Source organism: Streptomyces sp. NPDC127084 (genome assembly GCF_042724175.1).
Lineage (GTDB): Bacteria > Actinomycetota > Actinomycetes > Streptomycetales > Streptomycetaceae > Streptomyces.
This window is the reverse complement of record NZ_JBHXFA010000039.1, coordinates 27403-50796: the sequence shown is the minus strand read 5'-3', so window position 1 is coordinate 50796 and position 23394 is coordinate 27403. Positions and strand designations below refer to the sequence as shown.

The window sequence follows — 23394 nt, the reverse complement described above, 5'->3', positions numbered from 1 at the left end:
TTAACCCCACCCGAGATCGCGGCCCCCCCCCCGCCGCCGGGCGGTCTCGGCTCTGGACCGGGCGGTTGTCCCCCCCGGGGTGGGGGCCGCACCCACGGGCCGTGTCACGGAGTGGTGCCCCGGTGGCTCAGCCGGCCAGCGACGTGGTGGCCTCCGCGTCGTCGGTCTCCCTGCCCTTGTCCTCGGCGCCGCCGGCCGCCGCGCCGGTCTCCGCACTGTTCTCGGTGTCGGACTCCCGGTCGAGCTCGCCGATGGCCTGGGTGCCGATGCGCTGTGCCACACCGGTGTTGCGCGCTTCGGCCTTGGCCGCCAGGGCCTGCACCGCGGCGTCGAACTGCTCGATCGACGTGGGCTCGTCGGGCCCGAGCAGGTACTTCTTCAGATCGGCGCGCGCATCGGCCAGTGGGTCGGCTGCCGGATCGGACACCGCGGCCAGCATCTGGTCGAGTTCCACCGCGCTGTTGGAGAGGATGACCGCGGCGCGTACGGCGGTGTTCTGCCGCTTGAACTCCTCGGCACCCAGCTCGGCGGAGTCCGTCACCGCGTACGGCTTGCCGCTGGCGATGAAGTCGGAGACGACGCTGGAGATGTCGGAGACCATGGCGTCGGACTCGTTGAAGCAGTCGTAGAGCTTGGGCTGCGAGCCGGTCACCACCAGGTGCTCCCACCAGCCGGTGGTGCGCCAGTACGCGTCGTTCCACTGCTCCCGCAGGGTCTTGGCCTCGGCCAGGCGCTGGGGGTCGGCGAGGGACACCCGGGACACCTCGGCCTCGTCGCCGCCGGCACGGCCGGGCTTGGCCAGTTCGGCGAGCCTGGCCTCGATACGGGTCAGCTCGGCGCGCGCGGCGTCCTGCGCGGGCTGCGCGGCGGCGGCCTGCTGCGTCCAGCGGGGGTCGGTGGCGCGCTCGGCGGCGGCGTTCCTCACCATCGTCATGATCCGCTGATGGATGACCAGGGCCTTCTTGTTGCGGATGCCGGTGAAGGGGTGCGGCTTGTAGATGAGGCGCACCGGCCGCTCGGCCTCCAGCAGCCGGCGGACGATGTTCTCCCCCGCGAGCAGCAGGGAGGTGTTGCCGGGGTTGTTGTCCCAGCCCTCCCAGGTCGGGGCGTAGAGAACGGTAGGGATGGGGTTCCTGCCGGCGGCCCCGGCGGTCTCGATGGGCGCGAGCTGGGGACGGCCCACCTCGACGATGTCCTCGTCGCGGACACCGACGTCGGCGAGGGCATAGCGGTCGCGGCCCGCCCGGCCGGCGGTCCAGACCTCGTCGTACACCTTGGAGTACGGGTTGACGCTGGCGAGCTTGTCGCTGTCGCCGTGGCCGATGAAGACGTGCTTCATGGTCGGCACCCGCAGCATGTGGATGTTCTTGCCGACGTTCGCCGGGTAGAGCGTGACTCGGATCGTGTCCAGCTTCATCGCCATGAGGTGCTGCCCGCCGGGGACGCACAGCACGGGCACGGAGGTCTCGTTGAGCTTCCTGACGAGGCCCCGCTCACGCATGATGATGATCGGCCGCCCCTCCAGCTGCTCCATGGTCTCCAGCCACATGTTGACCTGGTAGGCGGACTCGTCCGAGCCGGAGAAGTACAGCGCGACCGTGGGCTGGTACTCGCCCAGCCACTTCTGGACGGCCTTGAGCACAGCGGGCACGGAAGGCACCCTGCGGCCACGGCGCAGATAGGGCACCAGAGCGGCGGTGTAGACCAGGCCGAGGCCGATGGTGATCGCGACGCCGATGTACCCCACCAGGTAGTGACCGGTGGCGGCGGCGATGATCATGCAGGTCATGGCCGGGATGTCGAGGTGCAGCATCTTCTCGCCGGAACGGCGCAGCAGGGCACGCGGCGGGGCGTCCGGGATGCGCACGGCGTTGAGGTCGACATTGCGGGTGACGACCGGCATCGTGCGGCGCAGCTTGATGAGGGTGGTCAGAGCACCCTGCGGCGCCTGGAGGCCGTAGAAGAGCAGGAAGCAGGCGACCGCGGCGTAGAACAGCGGCTGCTCGGCGAGGCCGAGGCGGGCGAGCAGCAGGATCAGCAGCAGCTGGCGGAGCAGGAAGCGGATCGGCAGACCCGCCCTGACCTTGCTCAGCCGGTTGACCAGATAGCTACCGCGCTGGTGCAGATACCAGTCGGCCGTGTAGGTCACCGCGGCGGACACCGCGAACATCCAGAGGTTCGGGATCAGCGCGGCACTCAGCACGCAGAGATAACCGAGCGGCATGAGCACGGCAGCGACCAGCTCTGATCGGCTGCCTACTCGTGCCAGGCGAATGGCGGTCGAAATCACGAAGAACCTGCCTCCAAAACTGCCGGTGGTTCACAATCGCAGGATTTTGTGAAGGCAGTGCTTCACGCGATCGGGCCCCCGTATCGCCTAAGCGCTAAGCCGAGGCAATTCAGAGGCCCGATGAGCGACTAACGATCTTAGCGGCGATAGCGGTGGATTATTACACATCTTCCTGACGGTCGAGCACAGACGCCAGAGCCTGCTCGAACCCGCTGGCCTCACTGGCCTCGCGGGTCGGATCCTGCTGCCGTACGTCGATGACATGCCCGGTCATTTCGGACAGCAGAACGTCCAGCGAGGTCCGGGCCACGGCCTCGGAGGACAGCAGCGAGCCCGCCGGTTCCTGACCGAACGCCTTGGTACGCATGGGCGTCGCGGTGCGCTCCGGGTTGACGCAATTCACACGGATTCCCTCAGCCGCCCATTCGTCGGCGAGGGCCTGGGTCAGATTCACCATTGCGGCCTTCGTGGACGAGTAAAGGCTGTACTCGGCGCGGCCCCTGGTGTAGCTGGAAGAGGTGTACAGGAGCAGTTGCCCCTTGGTCTCGACAAGATACTTGTATGACGCACGTGCAATCTGGACAGGCGCCAGGTAATTGACGTTCAGTGCTTCCTGGATGGTCGCGTTGTCGGTCTCGGCGAGCTTGCCGATGCGCAGGACGCCTGCGGTGTTGATGACGTAGTCGACCCGGCCGCTCTCGGCGTAGGCGCGGGACAGCGCGTCGTCCACATGCTCCGGGTTCTCGACATGGGTGCCGGTGGTGGAGCGGCCGAGAGCGTAGACGTTGGCGCCGTACTGCTCGGCGAGCGCCGCGATGTCGGCACCGATGCCGTACGAGCCGCCGAAGACGACCAGGGTCTTGCCCGCCAGGAGCTCCCGGTAAGCGGCCTCGTCAGCCTGGCGCGGAGCGGCGGTCGAAGCGAGCTGGAAGAGCTTGTCCGCGATGAAGACGTCGACCGGCTGGGTCACCTTCATGTTGTACTCGTCACCCGCGACGACATAGATCGGCACGTCGGGCAGATACCTGAGCACGACGCTGCAGTCGTCCGTGGCCTGGAAGTTGGGGTCGCCCGCGGCGATCTCGTAGGCCTTGCGGATCGTGGAAAGCTTGAACGCCTGCGGGGTCTGGCCGCGCCGAAGGCGGGACCGGTCCGGGACGTCCGTGATGAACTCGCCGTCCTCGCCATGGGTGCGGGTCACGATGATGGTGTCCGCGGAGGGGATGGCGACGTCCACGGCCTGGTACCGGTCGAGGGCCTGCACACAGTCCGCGATCACTCGCTGTGACAGAAGCGGACGCACCGCGTCATGGAAGAGGACATTGGCGTCCTCACCCTCCGCGAGGCCCTCGCCGAGGGCGGCGATGGCCCGCTCGGTGGTCTCGTTACGGGTGGCGCCGCCCTCGATGATCCGGCGGACCTTGGTGAGTCCCGCCTTGGCGACGATCTTCTCCACATCGGGGACAAAACCCGGCGCCATCAGCACGATCACCTCGTCGATGGCCTCCGCCTGCTCGAAGATCGTGAGGGTGTGCTCGATGACGGCCTTGCCCGCGATCTTCAGCAGCTGCTTCGGGATCGCAAGGCCCACCCGCTGCCCGGTACCTCCGGCCAGCACGACAGCGGTGGTGCGGGTCTTGGCTTCATGTGGCACGGACACAGACGACCTCTACCTTGCGTTGATGGGGGGACGGTGTGATGGTCGCACTCTGCGTGACGGTCTCGCAAGGCGCGCACTGTGCGCCCCACACTGTCCCGGAACCCTGTGTTCCCCCTGTGGCCAGGGGGATTTGCGGGGATGTGGGCGGCGGACCGCGTGACTGATGCCACACCCGTCCGCGGTCTCACTGCGTTACCTCGTCACTTCGCCGTTTTGTCGACGACGTTCATCACGAGTTCGTTTCCCGCACTGAAGAAGATCTTCACCACCACCATGTCCCGCGCCCTGCGACGCAGTCGCCGCAGCACCGCGCGCAGCCGTGCGAGCGGGCGGGGCTTGAGCAGTTCGACCGCGGGATACGGGTGGACCGGGCCCTTCTCCACCACGTCGTCCAGCAACCTGCCGATCCTCGCAAGCCCGGCACCGGGGGCGTAACGCAACCACAGGTCCCAGACGTCGTGGGCTTCGGCCTGGATACGGGTGAGCGCGGCAAGCGGAACGGTGGAGCGGAAACCGTCGGTGCCGACGCGGGCGCCGCGGAACTCCAGCTCGCCGGGGCTCTTGCCGCGGCGGCGCAGTACCAGGACTGGATCACCGGTGAGTTGCGCCTCGCCCAGCAAACGCCCGGAAACAGTGATGTCGCGTTCAGTGACATTGACCGTGCCCGACTCGGCGTGGACCGGCCGCACCCAGGAACGCAGGGTGAGTCCGCCGTGACGCACATAGGGGACGAGCGCGCCCACCGGAGCACCGGGGCGGAGCCGGTCCGCGGCGCGCATCGCTCCGCGCTGGTCGACGGCGCGGGTCACCAGGGGAGCGTGCTGTCCGCCAGCCCCCGACTCTGAGATGTGGCAGGTCCAGATCCCCTCCGCGAAGTCGTGGTCCGCGGGGATGGCGGCACTGCCACGCTCGTCGAAAGGGAAGGTCCGGTCGGGTACAGAGGGGTCGGGGTGGACGCAGAGCAGGGCGCCGGCGCCGGCCCGCTGTCCGAGCAGGGTCACCGTGATCGCCCCCGACTCCTCGGTGACGCAGTCGACGCATGGGGCGCCGGCGGTGTCCGGCTCCTCGCTGCCGCCCGGGCCGGCCGGGGCGGGGGTCACCCCCGCCTGCCCCGCGGAATCCCGGTCCCTGGAGCCCGCGCCCAGATCCGCGAACAGTTCCTCGTACTGCTTGGCGACCGGTCCTGGGTCGAAGCGGCGTGCATGGGAGAGCGCTGCGGCGCCCATCCGCCGGCGCAGGTCCTCGTTGTCGATGAGTCGCAGAAGAGCCGCGGCGATGGCATCGGTGTCACCGACGGGGACGAGGAATCCGTCCACACCGTCGGCGATGATCTCCCGGGGCCCGTAGTCGCAGTCGGTGCTCACCACAGGCAGCCCGCAGCGCATCGCCTCGACCAGGGTCATGCCGAAGGACTCATGGCGTGAGGTAGACACGGCGATGGCGCCCTTGACCCACTCCGGCTCGATCGGCGAGCGCGGGCCCATGAGCTGAATGTGGTTGTAGAGGCCCAGGGCGTCGATGCGCCTGCGCAGGCGCTCCTTCTGCTTGCCCCAGCCGCAGATCCGCAGGGTCCACTCCGGGCGCGCGGCGACCACCTTGCCGAACGCCTCGATCAGCACGTCGTACTGCTTCTCGGAGGCGAGCCGCCCGGCCGCCACGACGGTGGTGCCGCGCAGATCGGAGGGGGCGACCATGGGCTCGGGCACGCTGTTGGGAATGGCCAGCACTCTTGTGCCGGGCAGCGGCATACGCTCCCGCCACACCGCCGCGTCGCCCTCCGACACGGTCACGAACGCGTCCATGGCGGCGAGATAGGGCTTCAGTTCGGCGCGCAGCTCGGACTTGTGGTGGTTGTGCGTCATGTGCTCCTGGCCGATGAGCACGGCGCTCCCAGGCGCGAACTGGGCGGCATAGGCGACCAGTCCAGGCCGGGTGCCGATGACCACATCGGCATCGGAGCCGGCGTAGTGGTCGCGCACTCGCTGGTCGGAGAGCTCGCTGTACTCCTTGAACCGCGCCTCGTGGGCGGGGAAGCACCCGGCGGGCCGGAGCGCGAGCGGATGCTTCAGCTCGTTCGTGGGCGACTTGGGCCGGGTGTCGATGAGCGGTACGACGCTGATACGGGGGTCGATCGCGAAGAGCGGCTCGTCCCGGTGCCGGAAGACCGAGACGATCTCCACCTCGTGCCGCCCCGCGAGCTCTTCCGCCAGGTTGAGCGTGGTGCGGATGGTGCCGCCGATGCCGTAAATCGTATGGATGAGGAAGGAGACCTTCATCAACGCCCCGTTCGGTTTCCGTTGAGGCCCCTGTCACCTCAACCCCCGACGACAAGACGGGGATTAGGGGCGACAGGTTGCTCCTCGTACGGATTCCGAACAGATCTGCTGTTTCCGGCCGGAACCGGCTGGGACAAGCCGGCACCGGCCGGTACCGCGTGGTGCCGACCGGTGCCAAGTCCTGGCCGGTGCCGCCTAGAACGGATCGAAGTCGTCGAACGCGCGCTCCGCCTCGTCCCGCTCGGCATCGCGGTCCTTGCGGCGCTGGGCCGCGGGCCGCGGTGCCTCGAAGCGATGGTCCTCGCCGCGGCGGCCGAGCATCTCGGCACCCGCCATCATCGTGGGCTCCCAGTCGAAGACGACCGCGTTGTCCTCGGGGCCGATCGCCACGCCGTCGCCGGCCCGGGCGCCGGCCTTCATCAGCGCTTCCTCGACACCCAGGCGGTTCAGGCGGTCCGAAAGGTAGCCGACGGCCTCGTCGTTGTTGAAGTCGGTCTGGCGGACCCAGCGCTCCGGCTTCTCGCCGCGCACCCGGAAGAGCCCGTCCTCCTCCTGGACCACCCTGAAACCCGCGTCGTCGACCGCCTTCGGGCGGATGACGATCCGGGTCGCCTCCTCCTTGGGCTTGGCCGCGCGCGCCTTCGCGACGATGTCGGCCAGCGCGAAGGACAGCTCCTTCAGCCCGGTGCGCGCCACCGCCGACACCTCGAAGACGCGATAGCCGCGCTCCTCCAGGTCCGGGCGGATCATGTCCGCGAGGTCCTGCCCGTCCGGAATGTCGATCTTGTTGAGGACCACGATCCGGGGACGGTCGTCCAGCCCACCGTACTGCTTCAGCTCCTCCTCGATGACATCGAGATCGGAGACCGGATCGCGGTCGGACTCCAGGGTCGCCGTGTCCAGCACGTGCACGAGCACGGAGCAGCGCTCGACGTGCCGCAGGAACTCGAGCCCGAGGCCCCGGCCCTGACTGGCGCCGGGAATGAGACCCGGGACATCGGCGATGGTGTAGACGGTGGAGCCGGCGGTCACCACGCCCAGGTTCGGCACCAGGGTGGTGAAGGGGTAGTCGGCGATCTTGGGCTTGGCGGCGGACAGCACCGAGATCAGGGACGACTTGCCCGCACTCGGGTAGCCGACCAGCGCCACGTCGGCGACGGTCTTGAGCTCCAGCACGATGTCACCGGCGTCCCCCGGCTCGCCGAGCAGCGCGAAGCCGGGCGCCTTGCGGCGGGCGGAGGCGAGGGCGGCGTTCCCGAGGCCGCCGCGGCCGCCCTCGGCCGCGACGTAGGTCGTGCCGTGTCCGACCAGGTCGGCGAGCACATTGCCCTGCCTGTCCAGGATGACCGTGCCGTCCGGCACGGGCAGCACCAGGTCCTGGCCGTCCTTGCCGGAGCGGTTGCCGCCCTCTCCGGGCTTGCCGTTGGTGGCCTTGCGGTGCGGCGAGTGGTGGTAGTCGAGCAGCGTGGTCACGGACTGGTCGACGGTGAGGATCACATCGCCGCCGCGCCCGCCGTTGCCCCCGTCGGGGCCGCCGAGCGGTTTGAACTTCTCCCGGTGCACGGAGGCACAGCCGTGGCCTCCGTTACCCGCGGCGACATGCAGCTCGACGCGGTCCACGAAGGTGGTCATGGTGGTGCCTCCAGTACGGAAAATACGTGCGGAATGTCTACTGCGTAACACGCGAAAGGCGGACCCTCTTCCCGTAGGGGAAGAGAGGTCCGCCCTCGCGAAAGAGTTCGTTCTACGGGGCCTGGATCAGGCGACCGGAACGATGTTCACGACCTTGCGGCCACGGAACGTGCCGAACTCGACCGCACCGGCCTGGAGCGCGAACAGCGTGTCGTCGCCGCCACGGCCGACACCCGAGCCCGGGTGGAAGTGGGTGCCGCGCTGACGGACCAGGATCTCACCGGCGTTGACGACCTGACCGCCGAAGCGCTTCACGCCGAGCCGCTGAGCGTTGGAGTCGCGACCGTTCCGGGTGGACGATGCGCCCTTCTTGTGTGCCATCTCTCCTCAGTCCCTTACTTCGCAGCCGTGGGGATCGCCGTGACCTTGATCGCCGTGTACTGCTGGCGGTGGCCCTGACGACGGCGGTAGCCGGTCTTGTTCTTGTAGCGAAGGATGTCGATCTTCGCGCCCTTGTGGTGGTCCACGACCTCGGCCGTGACCTTGATGCCGGCCAGCACCCACGGGTCGCTGGTCACGGCCTCGCCGTCGACAACGAGCAGGGTCGAGAGCTCGACCGTGTCGCCAACCTTGGCAGTGGAAATCTTGTCAACCTCAACGATGTCGCCGACAGCAACCTTGTGCTGGCGACCACCGCTGCGCACGATGGCGTACACGCGGATCTCACTCTCACTCGCTCACGGGAACCCCTGATGCCAGCCGCCCGCACGGGCCGGGGCCCGGGACTGTCCGGAGTGGATGGACGGCCTCTCCCGACCCGAGGTCGGGAGGGAGGTGCTCAGAAGCCGGCGCGCATGGAAACACGCCGAGGGTCAAGGTTACGGGGCCGGGTTTAAGGGGTCAAACCGGGGGTCCGGCCACCCCATCCTCTCGGCCCGGCCCACGCCGCCAGCCCTCACAGGGCGATATCGGTCACCCGCCGTGCCGTGACGCCCCGTGCCCCACCGCCACCCGGCGACGCCGACCCCCGCCGGAACGCACCCGAGTCGCGCCGCATCCCACACACGCCAACTCCACGACAATTCCGGCACGTTCTTGTGGGTGATCTTGCACATAAAATTCACGGGCGCGCCCGATTTTCACCTACGATCCACAGCCATCACCAAGTCATTCCCACGGGGGGTTTTGCAGTCATGGCTGGAAAGAGGCGTGCCGACGTCGGCCGCAGACGGTTCATGCGGCTGGCGGGCGGCGGCGCGGCGGGGGTCGCGGTGGCCGGTGGCGGCGCGTTCACCGCCATGGCGACGGGGGTCTTCGAGCAGCCTGCACCCGATCTGTTCGCGAATATGCCGAGGTCGCTCGCGCTGAGCCTGCCCCAGACCCCGGCCGAGGGCATCCCGCTGCCTCCTCTCCCGGACCCCCTCGAAGACGGCACGGCCACCATCAATCCGGCGCGGCGGATTCCGTACGCGGACACCAGTCCGGACGCCCGGGCCGTCGAGAAGGACATACCGACCGCCCTGCCGTTCTCGTTCAACCGCGACGGCTTCAAGATGGTGGAGGATCTGCCGGAGGCACTGCGGCCGTGGCGGAACCGCCCCACCCTGTGGGCGAACGTGTCCCCTTCGACGGGCGAGTACCACCTGAACTCCCAGGGTGTGTACATGAAGTACCCGAAGAAGCCTTCCGGCGGGTACAGCTCCGTCGGATACGACCACCCCGTGGGCCAGATCCAGTTCGGACTCGGCTGCATAGCCAGCTACCGCACCGAGACCGACCCCACCCGCAAGGCGCTCTTCCTCAAGCGCGCCAAGGCGCAGGCCGACCGGCTGATCGAGAAGCGGGTCGAAACCCGGGGCGCCTGGTACTTCCCGTACCCCTGGGACTACTCGCACCACACCCACAGCGGTGTCTCCTACAAGGCCCCCTGGTACTCCGGTATGGCCCAGGGCGAGGCGATCAGCCTCTTCGCCCAGCTCGCCCAGCTCGAGGGGATATCCGAGGGGGAGCGCACCCTCTACAAGGGCGCGGCCGACGGTGCCTTCGCTTCGCTGCTGCGTGCCGACAACGCATACCCCTGGGTCGTGGCCAAGGATCGTGCGGGCTACGTGTGGATCCACGAGTACCCGTTCAAGACACCGGGCACGGGTGACTTCACCTACAACGGCATGATCTTCGCGATGTTCGGTCTCTGGGACTACTACCAGCTGACCAGGAGCGAGCTGGCGGAGAAGCTCTACGACGGCTGCTGCACCACGATCGCGCGCTACTTCTCCCTGCTGCGCAATCCGCGCTGGTTCTCGTACTACTGCCAGGCCCACCGCATCCCGGCGAACACGTACCACCATCACCACATCACTCTGTGGCAGCAGCTGCACTGGCACACCAACAGCGTCCGGTTCGCCAACCAGATGGACCAGCTGATCGACGACTTCCCGAGCCCCGCCGTGAAGGCGGGCGCGACGATCGCGATCGCCAAGGGCACGCACACCCTGTACACAGTGGACACGAACGCCACCGGCGACTGGTACGAGAACGAGAAGACGGGCGCCGGCCGGGACAAGATCCTCAGCCGGAAGAAGGTCACCTTCGGCAGGGCCACCCAGGCACCCGTCGACAAGCGGCGCCGCATCCAGGGCGCGGGCATCTGGTACCGGATCAGCGCGGGCACCTACAAGGGCATGTGGATCGGCGAGTCATGGCCGAACGTCTTCCTGCGCGGGGAGCACCTCGCGGTCGGCTACCGGGTCGAGCGCACCCTGACCTTCCGCACCGGCACCGACGTCACGCTGTTCAAGTTCGGTGCCGACGGGGTTGCCGGCACCATGAAGACGATGCGGTACGACACATCGAAGACCGCGAAGTTCGACCGGCGGTCCGTGGTCAACGGCCGGCCGATGTGCCGGATCTCCGCGGGTGAGTTCGCCGGCCGATGGGTCCCCGCGAACCAGGTGACCACCGACGGCGCCTGATCACCCGCGGATACGCGGACGCATATCTCCATACGCGGCATATGAGGCATACGGGGCGTCTGCCGTCTGTCGATCTCACCGATCGGCTGGCGGCGGGCGCCCCGTATGCTCGCTGGTAGGCCAGACACCGGAAGGCAAGGCAGCGAAGTGAACTACAGGGTCCAGCCCAGCGCCCAGGTCGACGAGAGCGCCGAGATCGGCGCCGGCAGCAGCGTGTGGGATCTCGCACAGATCCGCGACGGCGCCCGCCTCGGCGAGGGCTGCGTGATCGGCCGCGGCGCCTATGTCGGCTCCGGCGTGCGCATGGGCGATAACTGCAAGCTCCAGAACTACGCGCTCGTCTACGAGCCGGCGGAGCTCGGTGACGGTGTCTTCATCGGCCCCGCCGTGGTGCTGACCAACGACCACAACCCGCGCTCGGTGGACCCGGAGGGCAAGCAGAAGCGCGGCGGCGACTGGGAGGCCGTGGGGGTCAAGATCGCCGATGGCGCCTCGATCGGCGCGCGGTCGGTATGTGTGGCCCCGATCAGCATCGGCCGCTGGGCCATGGTCGCCGCGGGCGCCGTCGTCACCAAGGACGTGCCCGACTTCGCGCTGGTCGTCGGGGTCCCGGCGCGCCAGGTCGGCTGGGTCGGCCGGGCCGGTGTGCGGCTGACCGAGCGCGACGGTGAGCCGGGGGTGTGGGAGTGCCCGCAGACCGGCTCCCTCTACGACGAGAAGGACGGCGTCCTGACCGAGCGTGCCGGCGGCTGACCCGGTGGCCGGCCGGCCACCGTGCGCAGCGGGTCCGGAGCCCCGCATGCGGCCCGCCCCGCCCCGGCCCGGGGCGTACTCGGTGACGCAACCGCTCACCACAGCTCACTCTCGACCACATCGCAATCGCATCCGGTCACGAAGCTCACCGGTCCAGAACCAGGCACTTTCGCCTATGGCCCGTTTTCGGTCGAAGTACGAGCGCGATTCACGCAATCGTTATCCGGCTGCCGAACAGTGCGGTAGGTGGCCCACCGCCGTCCCATCCCGTGTCCTGACCATGGCACACCGCCCTCGCCCCACGCCCCGGATCGCCCCGTGCGTCCTACCGGGCCCGGCAGGGCGCCGCTGTGGATTGCCTACCATGGCGACCAGTGTGAGACCGTGACACGCCCTCCTTTGTCCTGGACCAAGAAGAAGAGTGCTCAGTGAAAGTCATCAGCATCGTCGGAGCCCGTCCTCAATTGGTGAAGCTAGCCCCCATCGCGGCGGCGTTCGCGGAGACCGAGCACGAGCACTTCATCGTGCACACGGGACAGCACTACGACGCCGACCTCTCCGACGTCTTCTTCGACGGTCTCGGCATCCCGGACCCTGATGTCCACCTCGGGGTCGGGTCCGGCAGCCACGGCGTGCAGACCGGCTCGGTGCTCTCCGCGCTCGACCCGGTCCTGGAGCGCGAGAAGCCGGACTGGGTCCTCGTCTACGGCGACACCAACTCCACGATCGCCGGTGCCCTCTCCGCGGTGAAGATGCACCTCCCGGTGGCGCACCTGGAGGCGGGGCTGCGTTCCTTCAACCGCAGGATGCCCGAGGAGCACAACCGCGTGCTCACCGATCACTGCGCCGACCTGCTGCTCGCCCCCACCGAGGAGGCGATGCGCCACCTCGCGGGCGAGGGCCTCGCGGACCGCGCACAGCTCGCCGGGGACGTCATGGTCGACATCTGCCTGAAGATCCGGGACGCCGTACGCGCCGGGCAGCACCCCGCGCCCGCGCTGCCCGAGGGCATCGACCCGTCGCAGCCGTTCCTGCTGGCGACCCTGCACCGCCCGGACAACACCGACGACCCGGAGCGGCTCACCGCCATCCTGGAGTCGATGGCGAAGCTGCCGGTGCCGGTGGCACTGCTGGCCCACCCCCGTCTGGTGGCGCGGGCCGAGGCGCACGGCATCAACCTGGCGCAGGGCAGTGTGCACGTCGGCCGCCCGCTGCCGTACGCCGGTCTGGTGGCCGCCGTGCTGGCCTCCACCGGTGTGATCACCGACTCCGGCGGCCTGCAGAAGGAAGCGTTCCTGCTGGAGCGCATCTGCACCACGGTCCGTCCCGAGACCGAGTGGGTGGAAACCGTGGAGACCGGCTGGAACGTCCTCGTATCCGAGCCGCACCTCCTCTCTCCCGAGGAGCTGGCCGCGACGGTGACCCGTGCCGTGCCGACCGGTGACCCGGGTACCCCGTACGGCGACGGCCGTGCGGCGCAGAACGTCGTCCGGATCATGGAACAGTGGAAGGGGGGCAGCCGGCACGCGTGACGGGCACGTGGCCCACTTCACCGTGCTCCCCGGGTGTTCCTCGGGGAGTGTGGCGAGAGTGACCCGAATCCGTACATGTCACCGTGCTAGCGTCACCGGTTATGTCAGCGTCTCCCAGGTCCGGGCTGCCCACGGAAGGCAAGCGGCCCCATGTGATCTACCTCGCCATCGGTTTCCCGCCGGCCGCCAAGAGCTCGGCGTACCGCATGCGCGAGACCGCGAACCAGTTCATCAACGTGGGCTGGGACGTCACCGTCGTCACCGTCGCCCAGGAGTCCTGGGAACGGGACTCCGGAATCGACCTCACCCTGCTGGAGCAGGTCGACCCCAGGGTCAACATCGTCGAGCTGCCGCTCGCACGTGAGGACCTGGAGACGGACATCCGCCTCTACGACGAGGCCCGCGCGCTCAACCCCAACGGCTGGGTCGCCAAGCTCCGCCGCCGCCAGATGAAGCCGTTCCCCGAGCCGAACTTCGGCGAGTGGCGCACCGACCTGGAGCAGGCCGTCCTGCGGATCCACCAGGAGCACCCGGCGGACCTGCTGCTGGCCAGCTGCGTCCCGTACGTGAACCTCGCCGCGGCCTGGAAGCTGTGGGAGGAGAAGCAGGTGCCGTACGCGGTCGACTTCCGCGACGGCTGGTCCATCGACGTCATCGAGGGCGTCGAGGCCTTCGGCCCCGACTCCGAAGAGGGTCGCTGGGAGCGCAGGATCCTCGACCACGCGGTCTCGCTGTGGGTCGTGAACGACCCGATCGCCGAGCACTACCGCAAGCGCTACCCCGACTTCGCCGACCGGGTGCAGGTCGTGCGCAACGGCTACGACGCCGACAGCTCACCGGGCCGCGCCCACGCACCGGACCTGGAGTCCGGGCTGGTCTTCGGCTACCTCGGCACCGTGAACTTCACCCCGCAGCACCTGGAGACGGTGCTGAACGCCTGGCGGGCGGCCCGGGAGCGGGAGCCGCTGCTCGCCAACGCACGCTTCGAGGTGCGCGGACACATCGGCAACGGCGCGGGCCGTGAGGCCAACCGCCACACCGAGATCCTCAAGCAGGCCGAGGCCGACGGCGTCCACTTCGGCGGCCCCGCCGCCAAGGCCGAGGTCGCGTCGATCTACGCCCGCTGGGACGCGATGGTGCTGATCCTGATCGGCGGCCGCTACGTCACCTCCGGCAAGGTGTACGAGTACATGGCCACAGGCCTGCCCATCGTCTCGGCGCATGTCGTCGAGCACGACGCGTCGAACGTGCTCCAGGGGCACCCCCTGTGGACCGGTGCCGTCGGCATCGACGAGGCGGGGCTCACCGAGTCGTTCGTCAAGGCCGCCCACATGGCGGTGGAGACCAGCGACGAGGTGCACGCCGAGGCGATGGCGCACGCCGACCAGTTCACCCGCGAGGCGCTGATGACCGTCGCCGTGCAGAACCTCGTGGCGGGGTTCACGGCCGAGCGCGCCCCGGACCCGGCTGAGCAGCCCGCTGTCGTAGAGGCCGGCTGGCCGCCCGGAGCGGCCGCACCGGGCACCGGGGACGAGGACCCCCTCGCCGAGAAGTCGATCGTCACCGGAGGACCCACCCCGTGACCGAAGTCCTGTTCATCGCCACTGCCAAGCCGCAGTTCGGCGTGCTCGCCGACTCGGTGCGCAAGTTCAACGCCCAGGGCGCTCGTGTGCACCTGGCGGGCACCTTCCATCTGGAGTCCAGCGCCGAGGAGATCGGCGCGCTCGAGGTGGCCGGACTGCACCAGCTGCCGCGCAGTGTGGCCCACCGCAGCCAGGCACTGCGCCGCAAGGCGCGTACCTCGCCGCTCGGCATGCGGGTGTGGATGCAGTCCAAGGGCGACGCCTGGCTGCGCGCCCGGGCCCGCAAGGCGGATGTCCTGGTCGCCCTCGACCCGGGTGCCGTGTACACCGTGTGGCGGCTCGCCCAGTACAACCGCAGCGCCGAGGCCATGTTCGGTCTCGCTCCCGCGCTGAAGGCCGTCGAGGGTCTCCAGGCCCAGGGCGGCAGTGTCACCCGCCGTTCGGCACTTCCTCCGCTGGAGGCCGTCGCCCGCGATGTGCGCCGATCCGTGGACGGCCTGCCCGCCGCGGTGATGCGCACCGCGACCGCCCGCCCGGTGATGCGTTCCAGCGTGGGTGCCCGACTGTGGCGCACGGCGGTCACCGCACCCGGTGTGCCGACCAAGGTGCGCGCCGCGACCTCCCGTTATGTCGCCGAGGGCATGCAGTGGGCGGGTCGTACCAGCGGCGCGGCCATAGCGCTCGTCGCGGCGGCGTCCAAGATCCCGGACCTCGGGCTCAGGGCGCAGCTGATGGACGAGGCCGTGATGAAGGAGATCACCAAGGGCATCAGCCCGCGTGATCTCGGCAAGGCCGTCGCGGCCCAGCTCGCCCACGCGGACGAGAAGTTCGCCGCGGGCAAGACCGCGAAGGCCGCGGCGGCCCTGGACCGGGCGCTGTTCCTTGACTTCCACCGGGTGCTGCACATCGACCAGCTGACCTCGCCTCTGGCGAAGGACGCCGAGGGCTTCGTCAAGCCGCTGTACCGCTCCACGGCGATGCAGGCGCTCAGCCGTCCCCAGGGCCGCAAGGTCCCGGCGGCACCCGCGCCCAAGGACCGTCCGCTGCGGCTGCTGGTGACGACGAGCGCCAACGACAACTTCCTGCACCACATCCTGGAGCACTTCGGGGACCACCCCGACGTGGAGCTGCGCTACCTGGACCTGGCCGCATCGAAGCATCTGAAGCGGATCTCCTGGGCCGGCAAGCGGATGCTGGAGGACCGCCTCGCCGGCGGCACCAGTGACTACCAGGAAGAGGTGGAGCGTCTGATGCGCCCCTACCTCGACTGGGCCGACACGGTCTTCCTGGACTGGTCGGTCGGTCCGGCCGGAATGCTCACCACCATCGACCCGGGCGACACCCGGATCGTGGTGCGGCTGCACAGCTACGAGGCGTTCACGCGCTGGCCGCACATGACGGACTTCTCGCGGATCGACGACCTCGTCTTCGTCGCCCCGCACGTCAAGGACCTGACCGCGTCGCTCGTCCCGCAGCTGCGCGGCGAGTCGGCGCCCCGCTTCCACATCATCGACAACGCGATGGACCTCTCCGGCTTCGCCCGGCCGACGCCGGCCGATGCCCGCTTCAACCTGGGTCTGGTCGGCATAAGCCAGGTCGCCAAGGACCCGAAGTGGGCCGTGGACGTCCTGGAGCGGGTCCGCGAGCACGACGAGCGCTACCGGCTGATCCTGGTCGGCGGGGACATGGACCCCAAGACCAGCCGGGCGACCCGCGAGTACCGCCGTGAGTTCGAGAAGGAGCTCGCCCCGCTGGAGGAGTCCGGCGCCGTGGTCCGGTTGGGCCCGACGGACGACGTGCCGTCGAAGCTCACCGAGATCGGCACCATCATCAGCTCCTCGGTCCGCGAGGGCTGCCATGTCGGTCTGATGGAGGGTGCCGCGAGCGGCGCGGTCCCGGTCGCCCGGGACTGGCCCTTCTACGCGGGCAAGCCGAACAGCGCCCGGACCCTCTACCCGGAGGGCTGGGTGGTCGGCTCTCCCGAGGAGGCTGCGAAGCGCATCCTGGAGGCCACGGCCACCGAGCAGAGCTGGCGTGACGCAGGCAAGCTCGCGGCCGAGCACGCGCTGTCGGTGTGGGACTGGCCCGTGGTGCGCAAGCACTTCGACGAGCTGTTCCTCGGCGAGCGCTGAACGGTGAGCGGCAGGCCGTAGACCTATGCAAGAGGGCCCCCGGGTCACGTCCCGGGGGCCCTCTTCCATGCTGCTCGGCTACGGGTGGCGCAGCTGCCAGCCCGCCCAGGCCGACTCGACCATCTCCCGCACATCGTGGCGCGCACTCCAGCCGAGTTCCTCGCGGATGCGGTCGGCGGCGGCGACCACCCTGGCCGGGTCGCCGGGCCGGCGGGGCGTGACCTCGGGCTTGGTGTCCGTGTGACCGGTGACGTCCTGGATGATCCCGACCATGTCCGCGACCGAGACGCCCTCGCCCCGGCCGATGTTGAGGATCAGCCGGGCTTCCGGGTCGGCGGCGAGCCGCCGCGCGGCCGCGACATGCGCGGAGGCGATGTCCTCGACATGGATGTAGTCGCGGATGCAGGTGCCGTCGGGCGTCGGGTAGTCGTCACCGAAGATCCTCGGCGACTCGTCGGCGGTGAGGCGCTCGAAGACCATGGGGACCAGGTTGAACACACCGTCGTCACCCAGCTCGGGGGTGGCCGCGCCCGCCACGTTGAAGTAGCGCAGTGAGGCGGTGGCCATCGGGTGGACCTTGCCGACCGCGGTGACCAGCCACTCCCCGGCAAGCTTGGTCTCCCCGTACGGGTTGATCGGCGCGCACGGGGTCTGCTCGGTGACGAGGTCGACGTCCGGCATGCCGTACACGGCGGCGGACGAGGAGAACAGGAAGCGGCCCACCCCGGCGGCCACGGCCGCGTCCAGCAGGACCCGCAGACCCTCCACGTTCTCACGGTAGTAGTACAGCGGCCGCTCGACGGACTCGGCCACCTGCTTCTTGCCCGCGATGTGCACGATCCCGGTGATGTGGTGCTCGTGCAGGACACGGTCCACGGTGTTCCGGTCGAGGACCGTGCCGACTTCCAGCGGAACACCCGCCGGGAGCCGCTCGGGGCGCCCGGTGCTCAGGTCGTCGAGCACGACGACCCGCTCGCCGCCCTCGGTCATCGCCTTCACCACATGCGAGCCGATGAATCCGGCGCCGCCGGTGATCAACCAGGTCATGGGAAACCCTTCTGCAAGCGGGCCCTGTCCCGCGGTCGCACGGGACAGGGCCATGGTCCTTCGCGTACGGGGTCCGCCCTCAGCCGCCGATGACGACGCGGCGGACGCCCTCCCAGCGGGCCGGGTCCGTGGTGCGGCGGCCGTCGACCAGGACGGTGACGTCCGGCAGGTCGGAGGCGGCCAGCTCGCGGTACTCGGCGTGGTCGGCCTGGAGGATCGCGGCGGTGACCTGCTCGCCCTGGTGCGGGGTGAGGCCGTGCGCGGTCAGCTCGTCGGCGGTGTACATGGGGTCGGAGACGAACGGCACCGCGCCGCGCGCCTTCAGGGCCTCGACCGTCCCGAAGACACCGGAGAAGGCCGTCTCCTTGACGCCACCGCGGTAGGCGGCGCCCAGCACCAGTACGTTGACGTCCTTCAGATCGCCGTAGGCGGCGGCCAGCAGGTCGACGGCGTACTCGGGCATCGCGGCGTTGGCCTCGCGGGCGGCGCGCACGACGGTCGCCTCCGGGTCGTTCCACAGGTACATCCGCGGGTAGATCGGGATGCAGTGGCCGCCGACGGCGATACCGGGCTGGTGGATGTGGCTGTAGGGCTGCGAGTTGCAGGCCTCGATGACCTTCTTGACGTCGATGTCGTTCTTGTCGGCGAACCGGGCGAACTGGTTGGCCAGACCGATGTTGACATCGCGGTACGTGGTCTCGGCGAGCTTCGCCAGTTCCGAGGCCTCGGCGGTGCCCAGGTCCCACACACCGTTCGGCTGCGGCAGGTCGGCGCGCTCGTCGAAGTCGAGCACCTGCTCGTAGAACTCCACACCGTGCTTGGTGGAGGCCTCGTCGATGCCGCCGACCAGCTTCGGGTAGCGGCGCAGGTCGGCGAAGACCCGGCCGGTGAGCACCCGCTCCGGCGAGAACACCAGGTGGAAGTCCCGGCCCGCGGTCAGGCCGGAGGCCTGCTCCAGCATCGGGGCCCAGCGGGTGCGGGTGGTGCCGACCGGCAGCGTGGTCTCGTACGAGACCAGGGTGCCGGGCTTGAGGCCCTTGGCGATGGCCTGCGTGGCGGCGTCCATCCAGCCGAAGTCCGGAGTGCCCTCGGCGTCCACGAACAGCGGGACCACGACCACGACGGCCTCGGACTGTGCGACGGCCGCGGCGGTGTCGGTGGTGGCGGACAGCAGCCCGGCGTCGACGGCCTGCTTCAGCTTGACGTCCAGGGCGTGCTCACCGGGGAAGGGCTCGGTGCCGGCGTTGACCAGCTCCACGACCTTCTCGTTGACGTCGGCGCCGATGACCTTGTGGCCCTTGGCGGCGAACTGCACGGCGAGCGGAAGCCCGATCTTGCCGAGCGCGACTACACAGATATTCATCGGGTCAGTTTCCTCTTCACACGGGACATCAAGTGGCGCAGCCGGCCGCTCTCACGGGGCGCGAGGGACTCCCAGAGCGGAGCCGTGGTGATCACCAGCCGGCCCTTGTCGTTCGCGTTGGCCGCGATGCGGTACGGGATCTTCTCCCGCCAGCGGCGGGCCAGGGGCAGCGGTCGGCCCAGGGTCTTCACCGGGACCTCGTACGTCGAGCCTGCCACGTCCAGATAGGCGCGCACACCGAGCTTGGCCCTGGCGGGCTTGACCGGGATCCGCGCGGTGAGCACCGTGCCCGCACCGTCCTCGGTCACGGCGCGGCTCAACTCGCCTGTCAGAGCGGGAAGTTCGGTGCCTACGGGCAGTCGGCGGGCGCCGGGCTTGTCGGCGCTCTTGGGCATGGCCTTGTTGGCGAGTCGGATCGCGGCGTGGTCGGTCTCCCCCGTGACGGGGACCCGGACCGCGAGGACCAGGGCCAGCTCCTGGCCCTGCTGCTCCCACGCGGCGGAGACCAGGCCGGTGCCGTCGGCGAGCTGCTTGGGCACAGCCTCGCCGATGACCTCGTACAGCCGGTCCGGCAGGCCGAGTGCCGGATCGCGGAAGCCGGGGTAGCGCAGATACGCCCGCCCGTGCTCCAGCAGTATCGGCGGCGCCCCCGCTTCGGCCTCGTCCTCGATGGCGCGGACCAGTTCGGTGACCGCGCCGCGCTGGGCGAGCGCGATCCGTACCCGCCGCTTGACGTCCATCGAGTCGCGCAGCGAGTCGGTGAAGTACTCGTCGGCGAGTGTGGCGATCCCGGCGCAGATCCGCACCTGGAGCTCGCGGTCCAGGGCCGGGAAGTCGTCCTGGACCAGCTTGGCCAGCTCCCAGGTGAAGTGGCGCTTGAACACCGCGTCACGCTGGGGGCCGGCCTCGATCAGACCGGCCGTGGACTTCATGATCTCGGCGGTGCAGCGCAGCCGGGCCATATGGTCGGCGCGGTAGGTGATGTTGCTCGCGTCCCCGCGCTTCACCGCGTAGTAGTACGTGTAGTCGGCGAGTACCGAGATCTTCCTCGCCCGTACGCACGCCTCGATGGTGAACGGCTGGTCGCTGCCGACCGGCAGGTCCTCGGGGAAGCGCAGCTCGTACTTCTCGACCAGCTCGCGCCGGAACAGCTTGGTGTTGGCGAGCGTGAACGGCAGCGCCGAGTCGTACGGGCTGATGTCCGGGTCGCTCTTCTTGTAGAGCGCCTGGTGGACGTAGCGGCCGTTGGTGCCGACCATCTTGCCGGCGACGACGTCGGAGCCGTGCTCGTCGGCGCAGGCCACCATCCGCTCCAGCGCCTCTTTGCCGAGGTAGTCGTCGGAGCCGATGAAGTAGACGTAACGGCCGGTGGCCACCTCCAGCGCCCGGTTGCTGGGCGCGGCGGGGCCGCCCGAGTTCGGCTGGTGGATCACCTTCACGGTGCCGGGGTAGCGCTCGGCGAAGCGGTCGAGCTCCCGGCCGCTGTCGTCGGTCGAGCCGTCGTCCACGGCCACGACCTCCAGCCGGTCCACCCCGATGCTCTGCCCCACCAGGGAGTTCAGGCACTCGGTGAGGTAAGGCATGGTGTTGTAGACGGCGACGACGACGGTGACGTCGGGGGTGGTCAACTGGCCACGCCCTCCGGACTCAGCTTCACCGTGGTGCCGGTGTTGGCGGATTCGATGACCGCGGCGGCGACCTCGACGGTCCGCAGACCCTGGCGCAGGGTGCAGATGTCACCGGACTTGCCGAGCACGGCGTCCCGGAACAGCTCGTGCTCCACCAGCAGCGGCTCGCGCTTCGGGATGGCGTACCGGATCATGTCGCCCTCGGAGACACCGCGGAAGGCCTGGAGGGCTTCCCACTCGGTGGTGACGGCCGCGTTCGAGTAGAACGTCAGGTCGGCGGTGAGGGTGTCGGCGATGAAGCAGCCGCGCTCGCCGGTGACCGAGGTGAAGCGCTCCTTGAGCGGGCTCAGCCAGTTGACGAGGTGGCTGACCATCGTGCCGTCGGAGAGCTTGCCCACGGCGGAGACCATGTCCTCGTGGGGGCGGCCGGACTTGGAGACCGTGTGCGCCGCGATCGAGGTGTACTGCTGGCCGGTGACCCAGGCCGTCAGGTCGATGTCATGGGTGGCGAGGTCCTTGACCACGCCGACGTCGGCGATGCGGTGCGGGAACGGGCCCTGGCGGCGGGTGACGACCTGGAAGACGTCGCCGAGCTCGCCGGACTCGAGCCGGGCGCGCAGCGAACGCAGCGCCGGGTTGCAGCGCTCGATATGGCCGACTCCGGCCACCAGACCGCGCGACTCGAAGGCCTCGACCAGGCGGCGGGCGCCCTCGACGGTGTCCGCGACCGGCTTCTCGACCAGCGCGCCGACCCCGGCCTCGGCCAGCTTCAGGCCGACTTCCTCGTGCAGCGCGGTCGGGCAGGCGACCACGGCGTAGTCGATGCCGAGGGCGATCAGCTCCTCGACGGTGGACAGTACGGGGGCGCCCTGCGCCCAGCCGTTCTTGTCCCCCATCGGATCCACGACGGCGACCAGCTCGACGCCGTCGAGACCGGCCAGTACCCGGGCGTGGTGGCGCCCCATGGAGCCCAGGCCGATCAGCCCGGCCCGCAGTCCTGCAGCAGTCACAGGTTCTCTCCCAGCGCGTTCACGGCGGTGACGATGCGCTCAAGGTCGTTCGCGGTCAGCGAGGGGTGCACGGGCAGCGAGACGACCTCGGCCGCCGCGCGCTCGGTCTCCGGCAGGTCCCAGGTGCGGCCGGCCTTCTGGTCCGGCTCCCAGAACGGCTTCAGCCGGTGGATGGGCGTGGGGTAGTACACCGCGTTGCCGATCCCGGCCTCGCTGAGCTTCGCCATGGCGGCGGCGCGGTCCCCGCGGACCCGGATCGTGTACTGGTGGTAGATGTGGCGCGCGCCCTCGGCGACGACCGGGGTGACCACGTTCGGCGCGCTGATGTGCTCGGAGAGGTAAGCGGCGTTCGCGATGCGCTGCTCGGTCCAGCCCGGCAGCTTGGCCAGCTGCACGCGGCCGATGGCGGCGTTGACGTCCGTCATGCGCGTGTTGGTGCCGACGATCTCGTTGGCGTAGCGCTGCTCCATGCCCTGGTTGCGCAGCAGTCGCAGAGTGCGGGCGACCTCGGCGTCGGCCGTGGAGATCATGCCGCCCTCGAGGCTGTGCATGTTCTTGGTCGGGTAGAAGCTGAAGGTGCCACCGGCGCCGAAGGCGCCGACAGGGGTGCCGTGCAGGGCGGCGGCGTGCGCCTGGCAGGCGTCCTCGACCACGGCGAGCTTGTGCTTGTCGGCGATGGCCATGATCCGGTCCATCGCGGCCGGGTGGCCGTAGAGGTGGACCGGCATGATCGCGGCGGTGCGGGGGGTGATGGCGGCCTCGACCGCGGCCGGGTCCAGGCAGTACGTGTCCGGGTCGATGTCCGCGAACACGGCGTCGGCGCCGACCAGGCGGACCGCGTTGGCGGAGGCGGCGAACGAGAAGGAGGGGACGATCACCTCGTCGCCCGGGCCGATGTTCAGGGCCATCAGAAGGAGGTGCAGCGCGGAGGTACCGGAGTTGACGGCCACGCAGTGGCGCCCCTGTACGAGCTCCGAGAAGCCCTCCTCGAACGCGGCGACCTCAGGCCCCTGCACGACCATGCCGCTGCGCAGCACGCGTACGGCGGCCTCGATCTCGTCTTCACCGATGACCGGGCGGGCAGCGGGGATGGGCTGCTCGTTGCTGCTCGGCATTTGGGACGTCCTCCTTGAACACCGCGAGAGCTCTATGTGGCAGAGACACGGGGCCTGCGGGGCGTTCTGTGGGCCACGCGAACCCCCCGGCACGATGATGCCGACGCCCTACCGAGGATTGTTTGGAACCGGTCAGTCCGTACAACCGGACTGGTCACCGACCGTATTCCTTCGGGATTCTGCGGGCTGGGCCCCGACACGGCAGCAACCGGCGTCACATTATCAGGGATTCTCAAGTCAATTCCGGGACGGTTAACGACCCCAGGCATCGATTGCGCTACGAATACCGCGTCCCCGGGGGCCCCCCGGGGGGGGGGGGGGGGCGGGAATAACAGGGGGGGGCGCCCCGGAGTGGAGGGGGGGGGGGGCCGGGGCGCCCCCCCCCGCGGCGCCGGGCCCGC

At 69.5% G+C, this 23394-nt stretch carries 16 protein-coding genes; 5 read left to right on the top strand and 11 right to left on the bottom strand.

The features are described 5' to 3' along the window. Positions 1-127: 127 nt before the first annotated feature. From ACFWI9_RS12340 to rplU, 6 genes are all read right to left on the bottom strand, one after another. Positions 128-2290 (bottom strand): hypothetical protein, encoded by a 2163-nt coding sequence (locus ACFWI9_RS12340; protein WP_387161157.1) that lies wholly within the window; start codon positions 2288-2290, stop codon positions 128-130. Between the two features lie 160 nt (positions 2291-2450). Then, entirely contained in the window at positions 2451-3950 is a 1500-nt protein-coding gene (locus ACFWI9_RS12335) for an SDR family NAD(P)-dependent oxidoreductase (RefSeq protein WP_387161156.1), read from the bottom strand. Between the two features lie 200 nt (positions 3951-4150). Continuing rightward, on the bottom strand, positions 4151-6226 hold the full coding sequence (locus tag ACFWI9_RS12330) for a glycosyltransferase family 4 protein (protein ID WP_387161154.1): 2076 nt from the start codon (positions 6224-6226) through the stop codon (positions 4151-4153). A 195-nt stretch (positions 6227-6421) separates the two neighbouring features. Beyond that, positions 6422-7858 (bottom strand): GTPase ObgE, encoded by a 1437-nt coding sequence (gene obgE / locus ACFWI9_RS12325; RefSeq protein WP_387161153.1) that lies wholly within the window; start codon positions 7856-7858, stop codon positions 6422-6424. A 126-nt stretch (positions 7859-7984) separates the two neighbouring features. Beyond that, a complete protein-coding gene (gene rpmA / locus ACFWI9_RS12320; protein ID WP_142151933.1) occupies positions 7985-8239 on the bottom strand; it encodes a 50S ribosomal protein L27 in 255 nt (84 codons plus the stop codon). A 14-nt stretch (positions 8240-8253) separates the two neighbouring features. Further along, on the bottom strand, positions 8254-8574 hold the full coding sequence (gene rplU, locus ACFWI9_RS12315; RefSeq protein WP_338676644.1) for a 50S ribosomal protein L21: 321 nt from the start codon (positions 8572-8574) through the stop codon (positions 8254-8256). A 477-nt stretch (positions 8575-9051) separates the two neighbouring features. Between rplU and ACFWI9_RS12310 the strand changes: the two genes are divergently transcribed. The 5 genes from ACFWI9_RS12310 (at position 9052) to ACFWI9_RS12290 (ending at position 16830) form a co-directional block, all read left to right on the top strand. Then, positions 9052-10830: a D-glucuronyl C5-epimerase family protein gene (locus ACFWI9_RS12310; RefSeq protein ID WP_387161150.1), complete on the top strand. Its 1779-nt coding sequence runs from the start codon at positions 9052-9054 to the stop codon at positions 10828-10830. A gap of 147 nt (positions 10831-10977) precedes the next feature. Beyond that, the gene (locus ACFWI9_RS12305; RefSeq protein WP_387161148.1) at positions 10978-11583 is read left to right on the top strand and encodes an acyltransferase; all 606 of its coding nucleotides are present in this window, start codon (positions 10978-10980) and stop codon (positions 11581-11583) included. Between the two features lie 428 nt (positions 11584-12011). Next, positions 12012-13115, top strand: coding sequence for a non-hydrolyzing UDP-N-acetylglucosamine 2-epimerase (gene wecB, locus ACFWI9_RS12300; RefSeq protein WP_387161147.1), 1104 nt, complete (start codon positions 12012-12014; stop codon positions 13113-13115). Positions 13116-13267: 152 nt separating this feature from the next. Continuing rightward, complete coding sequence (locus ACFWI9_RS12295; protein WP_387161160.1) at positions 13268-14698, top strand: glycosyltransferase; 1431 nt, start codon at positions 13268-13270, stop codon at positions 14696-14698. After that, positions 14695-16830, top strand: a complete 2136-nt coding sequence (locus ACFWI9_RS12290; RefSeq protein ID WP_387161145.1) for a glycosyltransferase family 1 protein — start codon at positions 14695-14697, stop codon at positions 16828-16830. Before ACFWI9_RS12295 ends, ACFWI9_RS12290 begins: the two co-directional genes overlap by 4 nt. Before the next feature lie 78 nt (positions 16831-16908). On the opposite strand, the gene galE is transcribed toward ACFWI9_RS12290, so the two are convergent. From galE to ACFWI9_RS12265, 5 genes are all read right to left on the bottom strand, one after another. Further along, complete coding sequence (galE, locus tag ACFWI9_RS12285) at positions 16909-17877, bottom strand: UDP-glucose 4-epimerase GalE (protein ID WP_387161143.1); 969 nt, start codon at positions 17875-17877, stop codon at positions 16909-16911. A 79-nt stretch (positions 17878-17956) separates the two neighbouring features. Next, positions 17957-19240 carry a nucleotide sugar dehydrogenase gene (locus ACFWI9_RS12280; protein ID WP_387161142.1) on the bottom strand — a complete coding sequence of 428 codons (1284 nt, stop codon included), beginning with the start codon at positions 19238-19240 and terminating at the stop codon, positions 17957-17959. After that, a complete protein-coding gene (locus ACFWI9_RS12275; RefSeq protein WP_387161140.1) occupies positions 19237-20868 on the bottom strand; it encodes a glycosyltransferase family 2 protein in 1632 nt (543 codons plus the stop codon). The genes ACFWI9_RS12280 and ACFWI9_RS12275 overlap by 4 nt, the downstream gene beginning before the upstream one ends. Then, a complete protein-coding gene (locus ACFWI9_RS12270) occupies positions 20865-21878 on the bottom strand; it encodes a Gfo/Idh/MocA family protein (RefSeq protein ID WP_387161139.1) in 1014 nt (337 codons plus the stop codon). Before ACFWI9_RS12270 ends, ACFWI9_RS12275 begins: the two co-directional genes overlap by 4 nt. Beyond that, positions 21875-22993, bottom strand: coding sequence for a DegT/DnrJ/EryC1/StrS family aminotransferase (locus ACFWI9_RS12265; protein ID WP_387161137.1), 1119 nt, complete (start codon positions 22991-22993; stop codon positions 21875-21877). Before ACFWI9_RS12265 ends, ACFWI9_RS12270 begins: the two co-directional genes overlap by 4 nt. Between the last annotated feature and the right edge of the window lie 401 nt (positions 22994-23394).